This window comes from Amycolatopsis stemonae (assembly GCF_054781455.1).
Genome location: NZ_BAAGUJ010000021.1, coordinates 87,822 through 106,987, shown reverse-complemented (window position 1 = coordinate 106,987; position 19,166 = coordinate 87,822). Strand labels below are relative to the sequence as shown.

General features: G+C 70.0%; 16 protein-coding genes and 1 tRNA gene. 13 read left to right on the top strand and 4 right to left on the bottom strand.

Annotated elements, in window-relative coordinates; genetic code table 11:
* Position 1 precedes the first annotated feature (1 nt).
* The 3 genes from ACYVLJ_RS43480 (at position 2) to ACYVLJ_RS43470 (ending at position 2,409) form a co-directional block, all read left to right on the top strand.
* Positions 2-1,054, top strand: a complete 1,053-nt coding sequence (locus ACYVLJ_RS43480; protein ID WP_460443081.1) for a FecCD family ABC transporter permease — start codon at positions 2-4, stop codon at positions 1,052-1,054.
* Positions 1,055-1,058: 4 nt separating this feature from the next.
* On the top strand, positions 1,059-1,862 hold the full coding sequence (locus tag ACYVLJ_RS43475; RefSeq protein WP_460443080.1) for an ABC transporter ATP-binding protein: 804 nt from the start codon (positions 1,059-1,061) through the stop codon (positions 1,860-1,862).
* Positions 1,863-1,923: 61 nt separating this feature from the next.
* Complete coding sequence (locus ACYVLJ_RS43470; protein ID WP_460443079.1) at positions 1,924-2,409, top strand: DinB family protein; 486 nt, start codon at positions 1,924-1,926, stop codon at positions 2,407-2,409.
* Here ACYVLJ_RS43470 and ACYVLJ_RS43465 read toward each other — a convergent pair.
* On the bottom strand, positions 2,396-3,694 hold the full coding sequence (locus ACYVLJ_RS43465; protein WP_460443078.1) for a lysine N(6)-hydroxylase/L-ornithine N(5)-oxygenase family protein: 1,299 nt from the start codon (positions 3,692-3,694) through the stop codon (positions 2,396-2,398). The genes ACYVLJ_RS43470 and ACYVLJ_RS43465 overlap by 14 nt on opposite strands.
* 115 nt (positions 3,695-3,809) lie before the next feature.
* On the opposite strand from ACYVLJ_RS43465, the gene ACYVLJ_RS43460 reads away from it, so the two are divergent.
* A complete protein-coding gene (locus ACYVLJ_RS43460; RefSeq protein WP_460443077.1) occupies positions 3,810-4,754 on the top strand; it encodes a methionyl-tRNA formyltransferase in 945 nt (314 codons plus the stop codon).
* Here the strand turns inward: ACYVLJ_RS43460 and ACYVLJ_RS43455 are convergent.
* Positions 4,717-5,754 (bottom strand): hypothetical protein, encoded by a 1,038-nt coding sequence (locus tag ACYVLJ_RS43455; protein ID WP_451972326.1) that lies wholly within the window; start codon positions 5,752-5,754, stop codon positions 4,717-4,719. The two genes, ACYVLJ_RS43460 and ACYVLJ_RS43455, sit on opposite strands and share 38 nt — an antisense overlap.
* Positions 5,755-5,984: 230 nt before the next feature.
* Here ACYVLJ_RS43455 and ACYVLJ_RS43450 point away from each other — a divergent pair, with 230 nt between their 5' ends.
* The 4 genes from ACYVLJ_RS43450 to ACYVLJ_RS43435 all read left to right on the top strand — a co-directional run bounded on the left by ACYVLJ_RS43450 (position 5,985) and on the right by ACYVLJ_RS43435 (position 11,227).
* Positions 5,985-8,072, top strand: a complete 2,088-nt coding sequence (locus ACYVLJ_RS43450; protein ID WP_460443076.1) for an alpha-galactosidase — start codon at positions 5,985-5,987, stop codon at positions 8,070-8,072.
* A gap of 112 nt (positions 8,073-8,184) precedes the next feature.
* Positions 8,185-9,456, top strand: coding sequence for an extracellular solute-binding protein (locus ACYVLJ_RS43445; protein ID WP_451972322.1), 1,272 nt, complete (start codon positions 8,185-8,187; stop codon positions 9,454-9,456).
* Entirely contained in the window at positions 9,438-10,409 is a 972-nt protein-coding gene (locus tag ACYVLJ_RS43440; RefSeq protein ID WP_451972320.1) for a carbohydrate ABC transporter permease, read from the top strand. Before ACYVLJ_RS43445 ends, ACYVLJ_RS43440 begins: the two co-directional genes overlap by 19 nt.
* Positions 10,406-11,227 (top strand): carbohydrate ABC transporter permease, encoded by an 822-nt coding sequence (locus tag ACYVLJ_RS43435; RefSeq protein ID WP_460443075.1) that lies wholly within the window; start codon positions 10,406-10,408, stop codon positions 11,225-11,227. The genes ACYVLJ_RS43440 and ACYVLJ_RS43435 overlap by 4 nt, the downstream gene beginning before the upstream one ends.
* A 28-nt stretch (positions 11,228-11,255) precedes the next feature.
* Here ACYVLJ_RS43435 and ACYVLJ_RS43430 read toward each other — a convergent pair whose 3' ends face one another.
* The gene (locus ACYVLJ_RS43430) at positions 11,256-11,732 is read right to left on the bottom strand and encodes a GNAT family N-acetyltransferase (RefSeq protein WP_460443074.1); all 477 of its coding nucleotides are present in this window, start codon (positions 11,730-11,732) and stop codon (positions 11,256-11,258) included.
* A complete protein-coding gene (locus ACYVLJ_RS43425) occupies positions 11,732-13,369 on the bottom strand; it encodes an ABC-F family ATP-binding cassette domain-containing protein (RefSeq protein ID WP_460443073.1) in 1,638 nt (545 codons plus the stop codon). Before ACYVLJ_RS43425 ends, ACYVLJ_RS43430 begins: the two co-directional genes overlap by 1 nt.
* Positions 13,370-13,516: 147 nt before the next feature.
* On the opposite strand from ACYVLJ_RS43425, the gene ACYVLJ_RS43420 reads away from it, so the two are divergent.
* The 5 genes from ACYVLJ_RS43420 to ACYVLJ_RS43400 all read left to right on the top strand — a co-directional run bounded on the left by ACYVLJ_RS43420 (position 13,517) and on the right by ACYVLJ_RS43400 (position 19,109).
* Complete coding sequence (locus tag ACYVLJ_RS43420; protein ID WP_451972312.1) at positions 13,517-14,428, top strand: PaaX family transcriptional regulator; 912 nt, start codon at positions 13,517-13,519, stop codon at positions 14,426-14,428.
* Positions 14,429-14,430: 2 nt separating this feature from the next.
* The gene (locus tag ACYVLJ_RS43415; RefSeq protein ID WP_451972310.1) at positions 14,431-15,210 is read left to right on the top strand and encodes an enoyl-CoA hydratase/isomerase family protein; all 780 of its coding nucleotides are present in this window, start codon (positions 14,431-14,433) and stop codon (positions 15,208-15,210) included.
* A 116-nt stretch (positions 15,211-15,326) separates the two neighbouring features.
* Entirely contained in the window at positions 15,327-17,582 is a 2,256-nt protein-coding gene (locus ACYVLJ_RS43410) for a glycosyl hydrolase family 18 protein (RefSeq protein WP_460443072.1), read from the top strand.
* A gap of 163 nt (positions 17,583-17,745) precedes the next feature.
* Entirely contained in the window at positions 17,746-18,918 is a 1,173-nt protein-coding gene (locus tag ACYVLJ_RS43405) for an alginate lyase family protein (RefSeq protein ID WP_460443071.1), read from the top strand.
* Positions 18,919-19,035: 117 nt separating this feature from the next.
* A tRNA-Pro gene (locus ACYVLJ_RS43400) sits at positions 19,036-19,109 on the top strand.
* The last annotated feature ends 57 nt before the right edge of the window (positions 19,110-19,166 follow it).

Here is a 19,166-nt window from a genome sequence, read left to right as displayed (position 1 = left end):
CGTGAGTCTCCTGCGGATCCGGAGCGACCGGGTCACGTTCCGCACGGGCATGGTGTCCGGCCGGGTCCGGCCGCGGCTGCTGCTCGTTTCCGCGGTTCTCGCGGTGCTCGTGTTCGTGCTGTTCTGCGTGGGCATGACGATCGGCGACGTCCCGATGAGCGTGTCCGACGTCCTGTCCGGGCTCTTCGGCGGCAGTGACAACGGAACCGGCTACATCGTCCAGGAACTACGGCTGCCCCGGGCCCTGACCGGGCTGCTGGCCGGGCTCGCGTTCGGCGCGTCCGGCGCGGTGTTCCAGACCATCACGCGCAACCCCCTGGCCAGCCCGGACATGATCGGCATCAACGCGGGCGCGGCCACCTTCGTCGTCGCCGGCATCGCGTTCGGCTTCGGCGGCGGGCTCGGCACCACGACGCTCGGCCTCGTCGGCGGGCTGCTGACGGCTTTGCTCGTGTACGCGCTGGCGTGGCGGCGCGGGACCACCGGGTACCGGATCCTGCTGGTGGGCATCGGGATCTTCGCGATGTGCACCAGCCTCACCGACTACCTGCTGAGCAAGGCGCAGATCACCGAGGCGCAGGCGTCGATCGGCTGGCTCGTCGGCAACCTCGCCAACCGCGGCTGGGAGCACGTCGTGCCGCTGTCCGGCGCGCTCGTCGTGCTGTTCCCGCTGGTGCTGGCGCTGTCGCGGTGGATGCAGACCCTGCTGCTCGGCGACGACGTCGCGGCCGGGCTCGGCACCCCGGTGCAGCCGGTCCGGCTCGGCCTGCTGCTCGCCGGCGCCGGGATGGTCGCGTTCGCCACGGCGTCGGCGGGCCCGATCTCGTTCGTGGCCCTGACCTCACCGCAGATCGCGCAACGGCTCGCCAAGCTCTCCTCGCCGCCGATCACGGCGTCCGCGCTCATGGGCGCGGCCGTGGTGCTGGGCAGCGACATCATCGCGCGCTCGCTGACGGCGTCGGCACTCCCGGTCGGCATCGTGACCGGCGTGCTCGGCGCGCCCCTGCTGCTCTGGCTGCTGGCCAGGGCCAACCGATCCGGCTCCGGAGGCTGACCCCATGACCCCTTCCCTTCGGGTGCAGGACCTGCGCGTCGCCTACGACGACCGGGTCGTCATCGACGGCCTCGACCTCGACATCCCGGACGGCCGGATCACCGCCATCGTCGGGCCGAACGCGTGCGGGAAGTCGACGCTGCTGCGCACGCTCGCCCGCCTGCTCACGCCGAAGTCGGGCGGGGTGTACCTCGACGGCCGGTCGATCCACGACCTGCCGACGCGCCAGGTGGCCCAGCGCCTCGGCATCCTGCCGCAGTCGCCGGTGGCGCCGGAAGGGATGACGGTGGCGGACCTCGTCGGCCGCGGCCGCGCCCCGCACCAGAGCTGGTGGCGCCAATGGTCCACATCGGACGAAGGCGCGGTGCGGTCCGCGTTGGAGGCCACGGAGATGACGAACCTGGCCGACCGGCCGGTGGACGAGCTGTCCGGCGGCCAGCGGCAGCGCGCGTGGATCGCGATGGCCGTCGCGCAGGGCACGCCGGTGCTGCTGCTCGACGAGCCCACGACGTACCTCGACCTCGCGCACCAGATCGACGTCCTCGACCTCGTCGTCGACCTCAACCGCGGTGAAGGCCGGACGGTGGTCATGGTGCTGCACGACCTCCCGCAGGCGTGCCGCTACGCCGACCACGTGATCGCGATGAAGTCCGGGCGGATCGTGGCGTCGGGCGAGCCGGTCGAGGTCATCACCGAAGAGCTGGTCGACGAGGTCTTCGACGTCCGCTGCCAGGTGACGCCGGACCCCGTGAGCGGGACGCCGATGGTGATCCCGATCAGCCGGCACCACCCGGCGCCGGTGAACTAGCGCTATCCTGGGGCCCTCACGCCGATTCCGGCACACTCCCCGTCAGGAAGCTGGTTCCCCCGTGTACGCCCTGCCCGAAAAGACCGCCGGCCCCGAGCGCGAGCTGCTCGAGGCGATGCTCGACCGCAACCGCCGCGCGCTCGTCGACAACGCGCGTGACCTGTCGGAAACCGACGCCCGGACGCGGCTCGTCGCGTCGCTGACCACGCCCATCGGCCTGGTCAAGCACGCCGCCGTCGCCGAGCGCCGCTGGTTCCAGTGGCTGGTGGGCGGGCTCGACGAAGCCGAGTGCGACGGCCCGTCGACCCCGGGCGACCCGAGTTTCGTGGTCGCCGAGGACGAGACGGTGGCCGACGTGATCGCCGAGTACGAACGCGCCTGCGCGCGCTCGCGCGAGATCGCGGCGGGCTTCTCGCTCGACGACCGGTGGACGCACCCGGTCGTCGGCGAGGTGACCCTCCGGTTCATCTACCTGTTCCTGATCGAGGAGTTCGCCCGCCACACCGGCCACGGCGACATCCTCCGGGAGCAGCTCACCGCGCGCTGACGGCGTACTCCTCCGCCGGCTCGGCGACGACCCGGCGGTCCACAATGGACCGCAGGATCTCCCCCACCCGCACGGCCGTGTTCGACAGCAGCGAAGACGTGATGCCGTGCGTGTGCTCGGTGCCGCCCTGCAGGTAGATCCCGCCGCGCAGGGGCGGTTCCGTCGTCAGGCGGTAGTCGCGCTCGACGCGGAGGCGGCCGTCGTCGTCGCGCAGGCAGCGCGGCCCCAGCTCGCCGAGCAACGGCGTCGGGTCCGCGGGCCGGTAGCCGGTGGCGTAGACGACGGCGTCGGCGTCCAGGACCGTGCGCCCGCCGGTGGTCAGCGACTCGATCGTCACCGTCCCCGCGTCGGTGACCTCGACCGGGCGCGAGACGTTGAACAGCCGCAGCCGTTCCACGCCGAGGACCTTCTCGCGGTACACGCGGCGGTACAGCTCGTCGATCAGGTCGATGTCGACGGCCGAGTAGTTCGTCGCGCCGTGGTAGCGCATCAGGCGGTCCTTGACCGGCTCGCCCGCCTCGTAGAAGCGGTCGACGGCTTCGGGGTCGAAGATCCGGTTGGCGAACGAGCTGTCGTCGGCCGGGCTGTAGCCGTAGCGCGCGAAGACCGCGCACACCTCGGCGCCCGGGAACTCGTCGTGCAGCAACGCGGCGACTTCCGCGGCGCTCTGACCGGCGCCGACCACGACGAACCGCTTCGGGTCGGTGCCGCGCAGGGCGTCCACGCGGAACAGCAGCTCGCTGTTGTGCCAGATCCGGTCGCCGGAGGTGACGCCGTCGGGCAGCCGGGGCCGCAGACCGGTGCCCACCACGAGGTTCCGGGCCCGCAGCGACGAGCCGTCGGAGGCCTCGACGTCGAAGTAGGCCACCTCGTCGCCGTCGTGGACCGGCTTCACCGCCACGACTTCGGTGCCGTACGAGACGACGTCGTCGACCTTCGCGGCCGCCCATGCGAAGTAGTCGTGGAACTCGACGCGCAGCGGGAACAGGTTCTTGTGGTTGATGAAGTCGACCAGCCTGCCCGCCGCGTGGAGGTAGTTGAGGAAGCTGAACTCGCTGGTCGGGTTCCGCAGGGTGACCAGGTCCTTGAGGAACGAAACCTGCATGGTCGCGGTGTCGATCAGCATGCCGCGGTGCCAGCCGAAGCGCGGCTGCCGCTCGAGGAAGTGCGCGGTCACCGGCTCCTCCGCGCTTGCGTTGTGCTCGGCGAGGGCGATCGCGAGGGCCAGGTTCGACGGTCCGAAGCCCACGCCGACGACGTCGTAGATCGGGACCTCTGCAGTCATGGTGCTCCCTCGCGTGCTCCGATACGGTTCAGGGAACCCTAACCTAACTTAGGCGAGCCTCGCCTAGTACGTTCGTGGTGATGTTGGTCCCCCGATCACGAAAGGGCACTCTCGAATGCGCGTGGCGATGTTCGGCTACCAGACCTGGGGGCACCGGACCCTCCGGGCGCTCATCGACGCCGGTCACGAGGTCGCCCTCGTGGTCACGCACCCGAAGAGCGACCACGCCTACGAGCGGATCTGGGCGGACTCGGTCGCGGACCTCGCCTCGGAAAACGGCATCCCGGTCCTGCTGCGCGATCGCCCGGACGACGCGGAGCTGCCGGCCGAGCTGAAGGCGGCGGACCTCGACCTGATCGTGGCGAACAACTGGCGCACCTGGCTGCCGCCGGAGATCTTCGAGCTGCCCCGCCACGGGACCCTGAACATCCACGACTCGCTGCTGCCGTCCTACGCGGGCTTCTCCCCGCTGATCTGGGCGATGATCAACGGCGAGCCGGAGGTCGGCGTGACCGCCCACATGATGGACGGCGAGCTCGACGCGGGCGACATCGTCCTGCAGCGCGCGATCCCGGTCGGCCCGGCGGACACGACCACGGACCTGTTCCACCGCACGGTGGACCTGATCGCCCCGATCACCGCCGAGGCCATCTCACTGATCGAGACGGGCTACACGCCGGTGCCGCAGGACCGCACGAAGGCGAGCTTCTTCCACAAGCGCGCGGCACGCGACAGCCTCATCGACTGGACGTCGGCGCCGTCCGACATCGAGCGGTTCGTGCGGGCCCTGCCGGACCCGTACCCGAACGCGTTCACCTACCACCGCGGCGAGCCGCTGCGGATCCTGCGCGCGTCCGTGTCCCGCGGCCACTACGGCGGGACGCCGGGCCGCATCTTCATCAAGGAGGGCGACGGCGTGGTGATCGTCGCCGGTCCGGACGCGCGGCGCGGCCGGTCGCCGGGCCTGGTCGTGCAGCAGGTGCGCACCGCGGACGGCACGGACCTGCCGGCCCACGAGTACTTCAAGACGATGGGCGGGTACCTGACCGACCGCCCTTGAGCGCTTCGCCGTCCTGATCCTGCCCGGTCCCCGGCGGACGCGGCTTCGTCACGTCCACCAGCGGCGACTTCTTCTTCTCGGCCTCCGGCGGCCGCGGGTCGCCGGCGTCCGACGCGCCGGGCAGGGTCCGGATGATGGTGTCCTGGGCCCACCGCTCGCTGAAGCCGGCCAGGAACGACAGCCCGGCGAAGAACAACGAGACCTTGTCCGCCGCTCCGGGCATCGCGATCGGCAGCAGGCCCCCGGCGACGAGGACGAACAGGACCGCCCCGAAAACCGCGCCGATGATCGAGCGGAAGGCACCCGAAAGAACGGTGACGAACCGGCCTTGGTCGATGCCGACCTGCACCTTCCGCCGGTTGGTGATCCGCACCATCACGCTGACCATCGCGCCGAGCCCGCCGCAGGCCAGGCAGACCACCACGGGAGTGCCGTTTTCGAGCTTCAGCCGCAGGATGACGGCCAGGTAGACGCCGAGCGCCACGACGAGCGCGCCCAGGAAAATGCCCGACAGGTACCGGATCAACGCCGACTTCATGGCGGCGAGATAGGCGTACCGCTCGATCTGCTTGGTTTCCTTCTTCCCGGCCTCGGCCGCGCCGAGAATGCGGTCCTTCTCGTCCGGGCTCCGGTCGCGGGCCGGGGACATCGCGTCGAGCACCGCCAGCAGATGGGCGCCCGTGGTGTAGATGCCCTGCGTCAGGATCTCCTGCACCCGCCCGCGCAGGAGCACCGCGTATTTTCGCTCGACCCGCCGGGCGGAGCGGAACACCGCGTCGAACTCGGGCGTGCTCTGACTCGGGTCGTAGAAGAGCCTGGTCTTGTAGAGCACCCCGCGCGACCACCCGGACCGCGGCTGGGCGACCAGCAGCAACGCCGCGGGGAAGTTGAGCGCGTAGTACTCCTCCAGGATGCGCCCTTGGTTCTTTTCGAACTCCGCCCGCAGCCGCGCGAAATCCGGCCGTCCCGGTTTCTGGTGCTCGATGATCAAATCGTGCACGGACGGTGAATCGACGATCTTGGCGGCCCGGCTTCGATCAGGGTCTTCCATTGCGTTCGCCTCCCCGGCGGATATCCCGCACAATCCCCCGTTACCGGGTTCCTGTTACGGATCGCGAACCTCGAACGGAAATACCGCCCGAAGGAACACCCTTTCGGACGCGGAAGGTCACGGCCCGGTCAGCGGGACGTCTCTTGGCGGCCACCCGGCCCGCGGCCAGGATGGCGCGCATGGCCGAGATCAGCTTCGACTCCGACCGCCGGCTCTGGGTGCTCACCGGCGGCTCGAGCACCTACGCCCTCCGGCTCGACGAGGACGACGCGCCGACCCACGTCTACTGGGGCCCGAGGCTCTCGCCCGCCGAAGCCGCCGGGCTCGCGACCGAAACGCTCCCCTGGTGGGACGGCTTCAACGACCCCAACGAGGGCCGGGACGAACTCGCCGCCGACGGCGGGACCCGGTACTGGACGCCCGCCCTCCAAGTCCGCTTCGCCGACGGCACGCGCGCCCTCGAATGGCAGTACGCAGACCACGAGATCGTCGAAAGCCACCTGAAGGTCCACCTGCGAGACCGGCACTACCCCCTCCGCATCACCTTGCACTACCGCCTGCGCGAGAACGTCCTCGAGCGGTGGACCGAACTGGCCGCCGACACCGACGTCGAGGTCGTCCGGGCCGACTCGGCGACCTGGGCGCTGCCCGTCCTCGAGGACTACCGGCTCAGCCACGTCGCCGGCCGCTGGGCCGCGGAAACCCAGCTGCACCGGACGTCCGCCGCCCACGGCGAGACGACGTTTGCCAGCCGGCGCGGGATCACCGGGCACCACGCCAACCCGTGGGTCATGGTCGACGACGGCACCGCGACCGAGCGCCACGGCGAGGTCTACGGCGTCGCCCTCGCCTGGAGCGGGTCGTGGCGCCTCACCACCACCCGCTCGTCCACCGGACGGCTGACCGTGAGCGGCGGGTTCGGGCAGGACGGCGTCGTCCACCGCGTCGGACCGGGAAAGCCGCTGACCACGCCCGTCGCGGCCGGGCTCTACTCGAACGGTGGCTTCGGCGCCGCGAGCCGCGCCTGGCACGCCTACGTCCGGGAGCACGTCCTGCCGCACCCGGGCGAACTGCGTCCCGTGCTGTACAACTCCTGGGAGGCAACGGGGTTCGACGTCTCCGAGCAGGGACAGCGGGCGCTGGCCGAGCGGGCCGCGTCGCTCGGGGCCGAGCTGTTCGTCATGGACGACGGCTGGTTCGGGGCGCGGACCGGCGACCACGCCGGGCTCGGCGACTGGCACGTCAACCGCGAGCGTTTCCCCGACGGCCTGAAGCCGCTGGTCGAGGCCGTGCACGAACGGGGCATGCGGTTCGGCATCTGGGTCGAGCCCGAGATGGTCAACCCCGACAGTGACCTCTACCGCGCCCACCCGGACTGGGTGCTGCACCACCCGCACCGGCGCCGGTCGGAACTGCGGCACCAGCTCGTCCTCAACTTCGCCCGGCCGGACGTCCGGGAATGGGCCCGAGACTGGCTCGACCGGCTCGTCGGCGACCACGGGATCGACTTCCTCAAGTGGGACATGAACCGCCCGTTCAGCGAAGCCGGCTGGCCGGCCGACGCCGACCCGGACCGCTTGTGGGTCGAGCACACCAGAGCCGTCTACGCGGTTCTGGACCGGCTCCGGCAGGACCACCCGGGACTGCGGATCGAGGCGTGCAGTGGCGGGGGCGGGCGGATCGACCTCGGCGTGCTCGCCCGCGCCGACCAGGTGTGGACGTCGGACAACACCGACGCCCTCGACCGGCTGCGCATCCAGCACGGCTACAGCCAGCTCTACCCCGCCGGCGCGATGTCGGCCTGGGTCACCGACAACCCCAACTTCGTCACCGCACGGTCTCTGCCGCTGCGCTTCCGGTTCCACGTTGCGATGGCCGGCGTGCTCGGCGTCGGCGGCGACATCGTGCACTGGCCGGAAGAAGACCTCGCCCTCGCTCGCGAGCTGATCGCGCTGTACAAGGACATCCGGCCGGTCGTCCAGCACGGCGCCCTGTACCGCCTCCGGCCGCCCGTCGACGACGGGGTGACCGCGCTCCAGTACGTCCACGGCGACCGGGTGGTCGTCTTCGCCTACCGGCAGGCCGCACACTTCACCGCGCCCGGCCGCCCGCTGCGGCTCGACGGCCTCGATCCCGCTCACCGGTACGTCGATCCGGATTCCGGGACCACGCACAGCGGTGCGGTGCTCCTCGCCCACGGGCTCCCGCTCGGCCTGCCGACCGGCGACTTCGCGAGCACGGTCGTCCGATTGCAGCGAAAGATCTGATCTCTCGGCACATCGCCCCCAGATTCGACGGGTTTCGACGCTTGACACCGCAGTAGACGTCCGATCAAATGCGTCATACATCACATATGGTGGGTGGCATGTGGGAGGCACGATGAGAAGGTTCCTGACGCTCGGAGCAACGCTGCTCCTGGCGGTGAGCGCGTGTTCGGTCGGCTCGAACACCGGGGGCGGCGGGGACGAAGAGATCACCTTCCTGACCTTCGAAACCCCGAACCTCACCCCGGCCTACTGGGACGCGGCGATCAAGCGCGTCACCGACAAGAACCCGGGGATCAAGGTCAAGAAGCTCGTCGCCCCGACCGCCGACGGCCGGACGTCGTACGCGAAGCAGCTCCTGCAGTCCGGCCAGTTCCCGGACGTGATGATCGCCGTCGACTCGGCGGGGTTCGCCGAAGCGGGCAACCTCTACGCCTGGACGCCCGACGAGCTCAAGGACTTCCAGTTCCCCGAGGCCAACCCGGTCAACGGCAAGTACTACCAGCTGCCGGCCAACACCCAGACCATCCCGCCGATCTACTACAACAAGAAGATGTTCGCCGACGCCGGCATCACGTCGACGCCGAAGACCTGGGCCGAGCTGGAAGCCGACGCGGGCAAGCTCAAGGACAAGGGCATCGCGCCGTTCACCATCGGCGGCGGCAAGGACGGCTTCCCGTCGTCGATGATCCTTTCCGGACTCGTCAGCACCGAGGTCTACGCCACGACACCGGACTGGCTGACCCAGCGCCGCCAGGGCAAGGTCAAGTTCACCGATCCCGAGTTCCAGAAAGCGTTCTCGAAGCTCGCCGACCTCGCCGCGCAGGGGTACGTGGACAAGACCAGCGTGTCCCGCGACTACGCGGCGACCGAACAGGCCTTCCTCGACGGCAAGAGCGCGATGTACCCGATGGGCAACTGGTTCGCCGCCAACGCCGACAGCAAGAAGCACGACTTCGAGGTGGGCGTCTTCAACTTCCCGACCGAAGACGGCAAGCTCGTCGTCCCCGCCTACACCGGCGGCGGCATGATCGTGAACGCCAAGGCGTCCCACCTCGACGCCGCCAAGAAGTTCGCCCTCGGGTTCCAGCTCGACAAGGACCAGCTCGACGCCTCGGTCAAGGCCGACGGCCTGTTCCCGGCGATCAAGGGCTACACGCCGCCGGCCGGCGTCGGCCCGACGTTCAAGGCCGGCTACGACCTCTACACCCAGGCCGTGCAGCAGAACGCCGTGGTGCACGCCTTCCGCTGGGAGACCGCCGACGACGGGCTGCTGCCCGGCATGAAGGACAAGGTCGACCAGGCCGCGCAGGACGTCATCACCGGCCGCAAGTCCGTGGCCGACGCGTGCGCGTTCCTGGACACCGAATGGGCGAAGGCGGGCTGACGCACTTGGCCGCCGTCGTCAGTCCCCCAGCACCCCCGAAGACCCGCCGGGCCCCCGCTCGCGGCAGGCGGCGCAAGCCGGTCCTGCCGCGGGTCTGGCACTTCGCCTCGTTCGGCGCGCCGGGCGTGCTCGTCTACCTGTGCTTCGTGATGGCCCCGATCCTGATCAGCTTCGGCTACAGCCTCACGAACTACAACCCGTTCAACCCGCCGGTGAAGTTCGTCGGGTTCGACAACTACAAGCTGCTGTTCACCGACGAGCAGTTCCTCACCGCGCTGAAGGTCACCACGATCCTGACGCTCATCGTGGTGATCGTGCCCAACGTGCTGGGCTTGGGCGTGGCGCTGCTCCTGGACCGGAAAGGCTGGCTGTACAACGCTTTGCGGAGCGTGTTCTTCACGCCGGTGATCCTCAGCTCGGTCGTCGTCTCGATCGTGTGGTCGCGGCTGCTGGACGACCAGGGCCCGCTGAACACCCTGCTGCGGTCCCTGGGCGTCGAGCACCCGCCGGGCTGGCTGTCCGATCCGGACGTCGCGCTGTACTCGGTCGCGTCGATCGTGTGCTGGCAGATGCTCGGGTTCTGCGTGGTCGTCTACCTCGCCGGGTTGCAGGGGGTGCCGCCGGAACTGCTGGAGGCGGCCGAAATCGACGGCGCCGGGCCGCTGCGCCGGTTCCGCGCCGTCACCTGGCCGCTGCTCGCGCCTTCGCTGACCATCACCACGGTCGTGCTGCTGATCTCCGCGTTCAAGACCTACGACTACGTCAAGGTGATCACCAACGGCGGCCCGGGATCCGGGGCCACCGCGACGATCGCGTTCGACGTGCTGCAGACCGGGTTCGATTCGAACCACGTCGGCTACGCGTCCGCGATGGCCGTGCTGATGCTGGTGATCGTCGCGGTCGTGACGACGATCGTGCTGAACTTCCTCCGCCGCCGGGAGGTGGACCTGTGACGCGCTCCTGGTTGCGGCCGTCGGTCGCGCTCGTCGTCAGCGCGGTGTTCTTCGTGCCGCTGTACCTGGTGCTGGCCAACGTCGTGAAACAGGGCGACCTGATCGCGAAGGAGCCGGCGTCCCTCCCGCTGCCGCCGACGCTGGCCAACATCCACGTGGTGCTGACCCGGCCGGACGGCCTGTTCTGGGTCAGCCTCACCAACAGCGTGGTCGTCACGGTGCTGTCGATTCTCGTGCTGACCGTGCTTTCCGCGATGCTCGGCCACTACCTGGCGCGCTCGGGCAGGCGGTGGACGAAGGTCCTGACCCTGGTGCTGCTGGCCGGGCTGATGATCCCGCCGCAGGTCATCCTCATCCCGATCACCGACGTCCTGCGCGTCACGCACCTGATGGCGACGCTGCAGGGGCTGATCCTGTTCAACGTCGGGTACTACGTGCCGTTCGGCGTCTTCGTGTTCACCGGCTTCATCCGCGGGGTGCCGGTGGAGCTGGAGGAGGCGGCCCTGCTCGACGGCGCGAGCCGCATGCAGGTGTTCTGGCGCGTGGTGTTCCCGCTGCTGCGCCCGGCGACGGCGTCGGTGCTGATCTTCCTGGGCGTGTGGATCTGGAACGACTTCATCGACCCGCTGATCATCCTCGGCCCGAGCCAGGGCACCACGATCACGACCGGCATCTACCGCTCGATCGGCCAGTACCAGGCCGACCTCGGCAGCGTGTTCGCGCTGATGTTCCTGGCCACGCTGCCGGTGCTGATCTTCTACCTGGCGCTGCAGAAGCAGTTCGTGAAGGGCCTGACGGGCGGAGCGACGAAGGGCTGATGCGGCACTTTCCCGGGAAAGTGCCGCATCAGAGGGTCTTGACCATGGTGTCGGAGTCCGCCCCGGCGCTCACGATTTCGTAACCCGACGCGAAGTACAGCCGCTGCGCGAAGTTCTCGCGTTCGACGCTGAGGCTGATCCGCGCGATGCCCGCGGCCCGGGCGCGGTCGTCGACGGCTCGGAGCAGCACGCGCCCGACGCCCCGGCCGCGCCACGCCCCGGCTACGCCGATCGTCAGCTCGGGCACGTCGGGCGCGACGAACCCGTACCCCGGGTCGTCCGGCGGGAAGAAGCGCAGCCAGGCCGCGCCGACCCGCTCGCCGCCGGCCTCGGCGACGACGCCGAGGTCGTCCTCGCGCGGCCAGCCGGCGATGTAGTGCCCGGTGTTCGGCGCCGCGAGCACGCGGCGGCGCGACTTCTTCTTCCACTCCGGCGACCAGTTCACCGCCGCGACGAGCATGTCCGCGAGGAACCCGGCGTCCTCGCCGACCGCGTCGCGGATCATCACTGCTCGCGGACCTTGCCGCCGTCGACCTCGAGGCGGCGGGTGACGTGCACGGCGTCGAGCATCCGGCGGTCGTGCGTCACCAGCAGGAGTGTTCCCGGGTACTTGTCCAGCGCCGCCTCGAGCTGCTCGATCGCGGGCAGGTCCAGGTGGTTCGTGGGCTCGTCGAGCACCAGCAGGTTCACGCCGCGAGCCTGCAGCAGGGCCAGCGCGGCGCGGGTCCGTTCGCCGGGCGAGAGCGTCGCCGCCGGGCGCAGCACGTGCGCGGCCTTGAGCCCGAACTTCGCCAGGAGGGTCCGGACGTCGGCGTCGGCCAGTTCCGGTACCTCGCGGGCGAACGCCTCGGCCAGCGGGACGTCGCCGAGGAACAGCCGCCGGGCCTGGTCGACCTCGCCGACCACCACGCCGGGGCCGAGCGCCGTGCTGCCGTCCGCGAGGTCCACGCGGCCGAGCAGGGCGGCCAGCAGCGTCGACTTGCCCGCGCCGTTCGCGCCGGTGATGGCGACCTTGTCCGACCAGTCGATCTGCAGGTCCACCGGCCCGAGGGTGAACCCGCCGCGCCGGACGACGGCGCCGCGCAGGGTCGCGACCACCGCGCCCGCGCGCGGGGCCGCGGCGATCTCCATCCGCAGTTCCCACTCCTTGCGCGGCTCCTCGACGACGTCCAGGCGCTCGATCATCCGGTCCGTCTGCCGCGCCTTCGAGGCCTGCTTCTCGGTGGCCTCGGCGCGGAACTTGCGGGCGTTCTTGTCGTTGTCGGGCTGCTTGCGGCGCGCGTTCTTGACGCCCTTCTCCATCCACGCGCGCTGCATCCGCCCGCGGGCTTCGAGCGCGGCCTTGGTGTCGGCGTACTCCTCGTACTCTTCGCGCGCGTGCCGCCGCGCGACCGCGCGCTCCTCGAGGTAGGCCTCGTACCCGCCGCCGTAGGTGTTGACCTGCTGCTGGGCCAGGTCCAGCTCGACGACCCGGTCGACCGTCCGCGCCAGGAACTCGCGGTCGTGGCTGACCAGCACGGTCGCCGCCCGCAGCCCGGACACGAACCGCTCCAGCCGGGCCAGGCCGTCCAGGTCGAGGTCGTTGGTCGGCTCGTCGAGCAGGAAGACGTCGTAGCGGCTCAGCAGCAGCGACGCGAGCCCGGCGCGGGCGGCCTGCCCACCCGACAGCGACGTCATGGGCTGGTCCAGGTCGACGGCCAGCCCGAGGTCGGCCGCCACTTCGGCGGACCGCTCGTCGAGGTCGGCGCCGCCGAGGTCGAGCCAGCGGTCGAGGGCGACGGCGTAGCGGTCGTCGGCGCCGTCTTCGCCCGCGGTGAGGGCTTCGGTCGCCGCGTCGAGGTCCGCCTGCGCCGCCGACACGCCGGTGCGGCGCGCCAGGAACGCCCGCACCGACTCGCCTTCGCGCCGTTCGGGCTCCTGCGGCAGGTGCCCGACGGTCGCGGTCGGCGGGTTCAGCCGGATCTCGCCGTCGTCCGGTTTCACGAGCCCGGCGAGGGTCCGCAGGAGCGTCGACTTGCCGGCGCCGTTGACGCCGACCAGGCCGACGACGTCGCCGGGTGCGACCACGAGATCGAGGCCGGAGAAGAGGATGCGATCGCCGTGGCCGGCGGCCAGGTCCTTCGCGACGAGAGTTGCGCTCATGAGGTGGCCGAGTCTACGGGGCCGTGGTGAACGGTCAGATCATGGTCAAAGCCACCGACAGTGTGTGTCCCGTGGCGCTTTGATCACTCAGTGTGGGTACCCTGTTCGGTTGTCGGTCCAGCCAAGCAGTGAGGTCGGTGAACACAGATGGGCGAACCCGCTCCCCCGGTCACCCTCGGCCGTCGGCCGAAACCGAGGGAAGGCCGCCCCTCCGCGCCCCGTCCCACGGTGAGCCGGCGCCGCGAGGTCAGCCACGCCAGCGCCCGGTCGCTCCTGATGACCGTGCTCGGCGAGTACGCGCTGCCGCGCGACAAGCCGGTCTGGACGTCGATGCTGGTCGAGGTGCTCGGCATCCTCGACATCGAGGAGAAGTCCGCGCGGCAGGCCCTCGCGCGCTCCGCCGCCGAGGGCTGGGTGGTCTCCGAACGCGTCGGGCGCCGGGTGCGCTGGTCGCTGACGCCGCCGGGCCGGCGCCTGCTGACCGAGGGCGCCGAGCGGATCTACGCGTTCGGCCGCGAAGAGCGCCCCTGGAACGGGCAGTGGCTGATGCTCATCGTCTCGGTGCCCGAGGCGAAGCGCGACCTGCGCCACCGCCTGCGCACGCGCCTGACCTGGGCGGGCTTCGGCTCGCCGGTGGCCGGCGTGTGGGTCAGCCCGGACCTGAGCCGCCAGCGGGAGGCCCAGCAGATCGTCAACGAGCTGGGCCTGGACGCCCAGGCGATGTCGTTCACCGCCACCTACGGCGAGGTCGGCGAGCAGGAGACCATGGTCTCGCGGTCCTGGGACCTCACCGAACTGAAGGACCGCTACGAGGACTTCATCGACCGGTTCACCGGCCTGCACCCGACCGGCGGCCGCGCGGTGCTGCGGGCGCAGACCGAGCTCGTCCACGAGTGGCGGCGGTTCCCGTTCCTCGACCCGCAGCTGCCGGCCGAGCTCCTGCCGGCGAAGTGGAGCGGGACGAAAGCCGCGGAACTGTTCCATCACAAACACGTCGACTGGCGCCCCGAGGCCCAGCAGTATTGGGACGACATCGTCGCCGCCGAAGAAACCGGGTGAACATGACTTCGCAGGTCCGCCTCGATCGTGATGGCGGGCTCGCCGTCCTTACCGTCGACGCCCCGCCGCTGAACCTCTACACCGCCTCGCTGCAGTCGTCGTTCTCCGCGGCGCTCGACTCCCTGGAGCAGTCCCCGGCCCGGGCGCTGCTGATCCGTGCCGAGGGCAAGGTGGTCAGCGGCGGCGTGGACGTCTCGCTGTTCGACGCCCAGGGCTCGCCCGCCGAGGCGAAGGTGCTCTTCGACGAGATGCTCGCGGTGCCGGACCGGGTCGCGGCGCTGCCGTTCCCGACGGTGTTCGCCGCCCACGGCCTGTGCCTGACCTGGGCGTTCGAGGTGGCCGTGGCGTGCGACCTGATCCTCGCCGCTTCGCGCGCGAAGTTCGGGCTGGTCGAGAAGGTCGTCGGGCTGACGCCGACCATGGGCGGCACCCAGCGGCTGGCCGCGCGGGCGGGGGTCGGCCGAGCGAAGGAGTTCGTGCTGACCGGCGACACCTACGACGCGGCGACGCTCGAGCGCTGGAACGTCGTCAACCGCGTCCTGCCGGACGAAGGCTTCGACGCGGCCGCTCGGTCCTTCGCGTCGCAGCTCGCTGCCGGACCCACCCGGGCGCATGCGGCGACCAAGCGCGTCCTCGACCACTTCTCCGCCGGTGGTGTCCCGGAGGCGAACGCGCACATCACGACGATCGCCGCGGAGCTGTTCGCGACCGAGGACCTCCGCAACGCCGTGAAGTCGTTCCTCGCCGACGGACCCGGCAAGGCGACGTTCTCGGGGCGTTAACAGTCCGTTCGGCCTGCGGTTTCGGCCGTTCGGGCGTGCGCGGTTTCCCCGGCACCGGGTTACATTCGATGTGGTCTAGACCACCTCGTCCCCTTCGTGCCGCTTGGAGAACCGCCATGAGACGCACTCCCGCACGACTACGCTCCGCGCTCGCCGCCGTACTGATCGCAGTCGGCGGCGTCGCGGCGCTCGCGCCCCCGGCCGCCGCAGCCGGTTCACTGACCGCCACCTTGGCGATGAGCGGCACGACCGGCACCTACACGGTCGCGAACAGCGGCACCGCCTCGGTGAGCAACTGGGCCATCACCTTCACGCTGCCCGCCGGCGTCACCGCGTCGACCGGCGAAAACGGCACGGTGACGCAGAACGGCACCCAGGTCACGCTGACCCCGGCGTACTACATCGCGACGCTGGCGCCGGGCCGGAACACCTACCCGTACAGCCCGACGTTCCGGCTCAGCGCGGCCGCGACGCCGGCGCAATGCCGCGTCGACAACGCGAACTGCGACGGTTCACCCGACACTCCCCCGGGCGCGCCGGGCAACCTGCGCCTGGTCGCGAAGACGACCAAGACGGTCGCGCTGGCCTGGAACGCCTCGGCCGCCGGTTCACTGCCGGTGACCGGTTACGACGTCTACCAGGGGTCTTCGCTGGCTGCCTCGGTGACCGGGACGAGCGCCACGATCAGCGGGCTCACGCCGAGCACGGCGTACTCGTTCACGGTGAAGGCCAAGGATTCCAAGGGGACGACTTCGCCGGCGAGCGCGGCCTTGGCCGTGACCACCAACAACCCGGCCGACGACACGTCCCCGCCGTCCGCGCCGGGCTCGCTCCGCTCGACCGCGGCCGATTCGGGCAGCGTGTCGCTCGCGTGGAACGCCTCGACGGACAACACCGGCGTCGTCAGCTACGACGTCTACCGCGGTACGACGCTGGCCACCACGGTGACCACCACGGCGGCCGTCGTGACCGGGCTGGCACCGTCCACTTCGTACAGCTTCACGGTGCGCGCCCGCGACGGCTACGACAACGTTTCCGCCGCCAGCACCGCGATCACCGTGAAGACCGGCGACATCGTTTCGGGCTACGCGAAGGTCGGCTACTTCGTGCAGTGGGGCATCTACGGGCGCCAGTACTTCGTGAAGAACCTCGAGACGTCCGGCGCGGCAGCCAAGCTGACGCACCTGCTGTACGCGTTCGAGAACATCGACCCGGTGAACCTCACGTGCCTCTCCGGCGTCACGAAGGGCACCACGGCGAACCCTCAGGACCCGAACCAGGGCGACGGCGCGGGTGACGCCGAAGCGGACTACTCGCGGCCGTTCGCCGCGGCGCAGTCCGTCGACGGCGTGGCCGACACCGGCTGGGAGTCGTTGCGCGGCAACTTCAACCAGCTGAAGAAGCTCAAGGCGAAGCACCCGAACCTCAAGGTGCTGGTCTCCCTGGGCGGCTGGACGTACTCGAAGTACTTCTCCGACGTCGCGGCCACGGACGCGTCGCGCAAGAAGTTCGTCTCGTCGTGCCTCGACACGTGGATCAAGGGCAACATCGCGTCCTACGGCGGCGCGGGCGGCCCGGGCACCGCGGCCGGTCTCTTCGACGGCATCGACCTCGACTGGGAGTGGCCCGGCAGCGCCGACGGCCACCCGGGCAACCACTGGAGCACGAACGACAAGGACAACCTGACCGCGTTGCTGGCCGAGTTCCGCACGCAGCTCGACGCGTACGGCGCGACGACCGGCAAGCGCTACCAGCTGCACGCGTTCACGCCGGCGGACCCGAACAAGGTCGCGTCCGGCTGGGACCTGTCGAAGGTCTTCGACTACCTGGACGTCGCGAACGTGCAGGGGTACGACTTCCACGGCTCGGGCAGCGACAACTCGTGGGAGCCGAACCGCACGGGCCACCAGGGCAACCTGTACGCCGACGCGGACGACCCGTACAACTTCCACTTCAGTGCGGAAAGCGCGATCAACGCGTACACGAACGCGGGCGTCGATCCCCGGCGGCTGACCCTCGGCCTGGCGTTCTACGGCCGCGGCTGGCAGGGCGTCGCGGACGGCGGCAAACACGGCGAATGGCAGTCGGCCACCGGCGCGGCGCCGGGCCAGTTCGCCGAGGAAGCGGGCACGCGCGGCTACTCGAACCTGGTGGCGAGCGTTCCCGCGTGCACGGTCTACCACGACACGGCGGCCGTCGCGACGTCGTGCTACACCGGCAACGGCGGCCAGTGGTGGACGTTCGACGACGCGTGGTCGATCGGGTTGAAGACGACGTGGCTCAAGTCGCGCGGCCTCCTCGGCGTGATGGCGTGGGAGATGTCGGGTGACACCGGGACGTTGATGAACGCGGTCACCGCCGGACTCGGCTGATTTCGTTCAGCCCGCTGAACGGAAATGCGTCTCCGTTCAGCGGGCTGAATCTTTTGTTCGGAACAAAAAGAAAGGCCTGCCTTTTGTCTTGACTCCTGGTGGTCTGGACCATGAAACTGGGCGGAGCGCGCTACCCCGGACACCGTCGTCTCGAGGAGAGCCCATGTCCCGTTTGAGAAGAGTTGTCACGCTCGCCGCCCTGGTCCCGCTGGCGCTCGGCCTGGTCGCCACCCCGTCCCCCGCGGCGCCGGCGACTTTCACGCACCCGGGCGTGCTGGTCAGCCGTCCCCAGCTCGACTTCGTCAAAGCGCAGGTGAATGCCGGCGCCCAGCCGTGGAAAGCCGCGTACGACCAAGCCAAATCGAGTGCGTATGCGTCGCTTTCGCGGACGCCGAAACCGCGTTCGGTCGTCGAGTGCGGCCCGTATTCGAACCCGAACAACGGTTGTACCGACGAACGGGAAGACGCGATCGCGGCGTACACGGACGCGCTGATCTGGTACATCTCCGGCGACGCCCGCTACGCGCAGAAGGCGATCGCGCTGATGGACGCGTGGTCGGCGACGATCACCAGCCACACGAACAGCAACGCGCCCCTGCAGACGGGCTGGGCGGGTTCGTCCTGGCCCCGGGCGGCGGAGATCATCAAGTACACGTACACGAGCTGGCCGAACTCCGGCCGCTTCGGCACGATGCTGCGGAATGTGTACCTGAACAAAATCATCAACGGCAGCAACAGCAACGGCAACTGGGAACTGTCCATGATGGAGGCCGCGGTCGGGATTTCGGTCTTCCTGGAGGACAAGGCGAACTTCGACAAGGCGGTGACCCGCTACCGCAACCGCGTCGCGGCCTACGTCTACCTGTCCTCGGACGGCTCCCTCCCGAAGACGGTCCCCGGCAGCGGCCTCTCGGCGCGCGACCAGATCGTCGGCTACTGGCAGGGCCAATCGACGTTCGTGGACGGCCTGACCCAGGAGACCTGCCGCGACTTCACCCACACGGGCTACGGCATAGCGGCGATAGCGGACGTGGCGGAGACGCTGCGCATCCAGGGCCAGGACGTCTACGGAACGGACGTGGGCGAGCGCCTGCGCCAGGCCCTGGGCTTCCAGTCGAAGTACCAGCTGGGCACGGCCCCGCCGTCCTGGCTGTGCTCGGGCCACCTGAACCTGGGCTTGGGCCCGGTGACGGAGGTGGGCTTCAACGCCCTGCACACGCGCCTGGGCATCGCGATGGCGAACACGCAGACGCTGACGGAACGCCAGCGCCCGGCGGGCTCGAACAACCTGTTCGTGGCCTGGCAGACCCTGACCCACGCAGCAAACCCGGCTTGATCTTGCCGCCCGATCCGCCTGAAGCGTTTCCGCAGGTCAGGCGGATCGGGCCCCCGAGTGCAGGCAGCTTGCACGGGCACGCTAGAGTACTTCTCACGCACTCAGCGAGTGCGGGTCCGGGCTGTGGCGCAGTTTGGTAGCGCACTTGACTGGGGGTCAAGGGGTCGCAGGTTCAAATCCTGTCAGCCCGACGGACAAGCCACGTTTACCCAGGTAGACGTGGCTTTCGTCGTATCTGAGGTCCCGCC

What these genes read in the sequence shown, in the direction of transcription:
- ACYVLJ_RS43410 (WP_460443072.1), top strand. Translation starts at nt 15,327, where the DNA reads ATGAGACGCACTCCCGCACGACTACGCTCCGCGCTCGCCGCCGTACTG.
- ACYVLJ_RS43425 (WP_460443073.1), bottom strand. Translation starts at nt 13,369, where the DNA reads ATGAGCGCAACTCTCGTCGCGAAGGACCTGGCCGCCGGCCACGGCGAT.
- ACYVLJ_RS43450 (WP_460443076.1), top strand. Translation starts at nt 5,985, where the DNA reads ATGGCCGAGATCAGCTTCGACTCCGACCGCCGGCTCTGGGTGCTCACC.
- ACYVLJ_RS43460 (WP_460443077.1), top strand. Translation starts at nt 3,810, where the DNA reads ATGCGCGTGGCGATGTTCGGCTACCAGACCTGGGGGCACCGGACCCTC.
- ACYVLJ_RS43465 (WP_460443078.1), bottom strand. Translation starts at nt 3,694, where the DNA reads ATGACTGCAGAGGTCCCGATCTACGACGTCGTCGGCGTGGGCTTCGGA.
- ACYVLJ_RS43405 (WP_460443071.1), top strand. Translation starts at nt 17,746, where the DNA reads ATGTCCCGTTTGAGAAGAGTTGTCACGCTCGCCGCCCTGGTCCCGCTG.
- ACYVLJ_RS43440 (WP_451972320.1), top strand. Translation starts at nt 9,438, where the DNA reads ATGGGCGAAGGCGGGCTGACGCACTTGGCCGCCGTCGTCAGTCCCCCA.
- ACYVLJ_RS43415 (WP_451972310.1), top strand. Translation starts at nt 14,431, where the DNA reads ATGACTTCGCAGGTCCGCCTCGATCGTGATGGCGGGCTCGCCGTCCTT.
- ACYVLJ_RS43475 (WP_460443080.1), top strand. Translation starts at nt 1,059, where the DNA reads ATGACCCCTTCCCTTCGGGTGCAGGACCTGCGCGTCGCCTACGACGAC.
- ACYVLJ_RS43445 (WP_451972322.1), top strand. Translation starts at nt 8,185, where the DNA reads ATGAGAAGGTTCCTGACGCTCGGAGCAACGCTGCTCCTGGCGGTGAGC.
- ACYVLJ_RS43420 (WP_451972312.1), top strand. Translation starts at nt 13,517, where the DNA reads ATGGGCGAACCCGCTCCCCCGGTCACCCTCGGCCGTCGGCCGAAACCG.
- ACYVLJ_RS43430 (WP_460443074.1), bottom strand. Translation starts at nt 11,732, where the DNA reads ATGATCCGCGACGCGGTCGGCGAGGACGCCGGGTTCCTCGCGGACATG.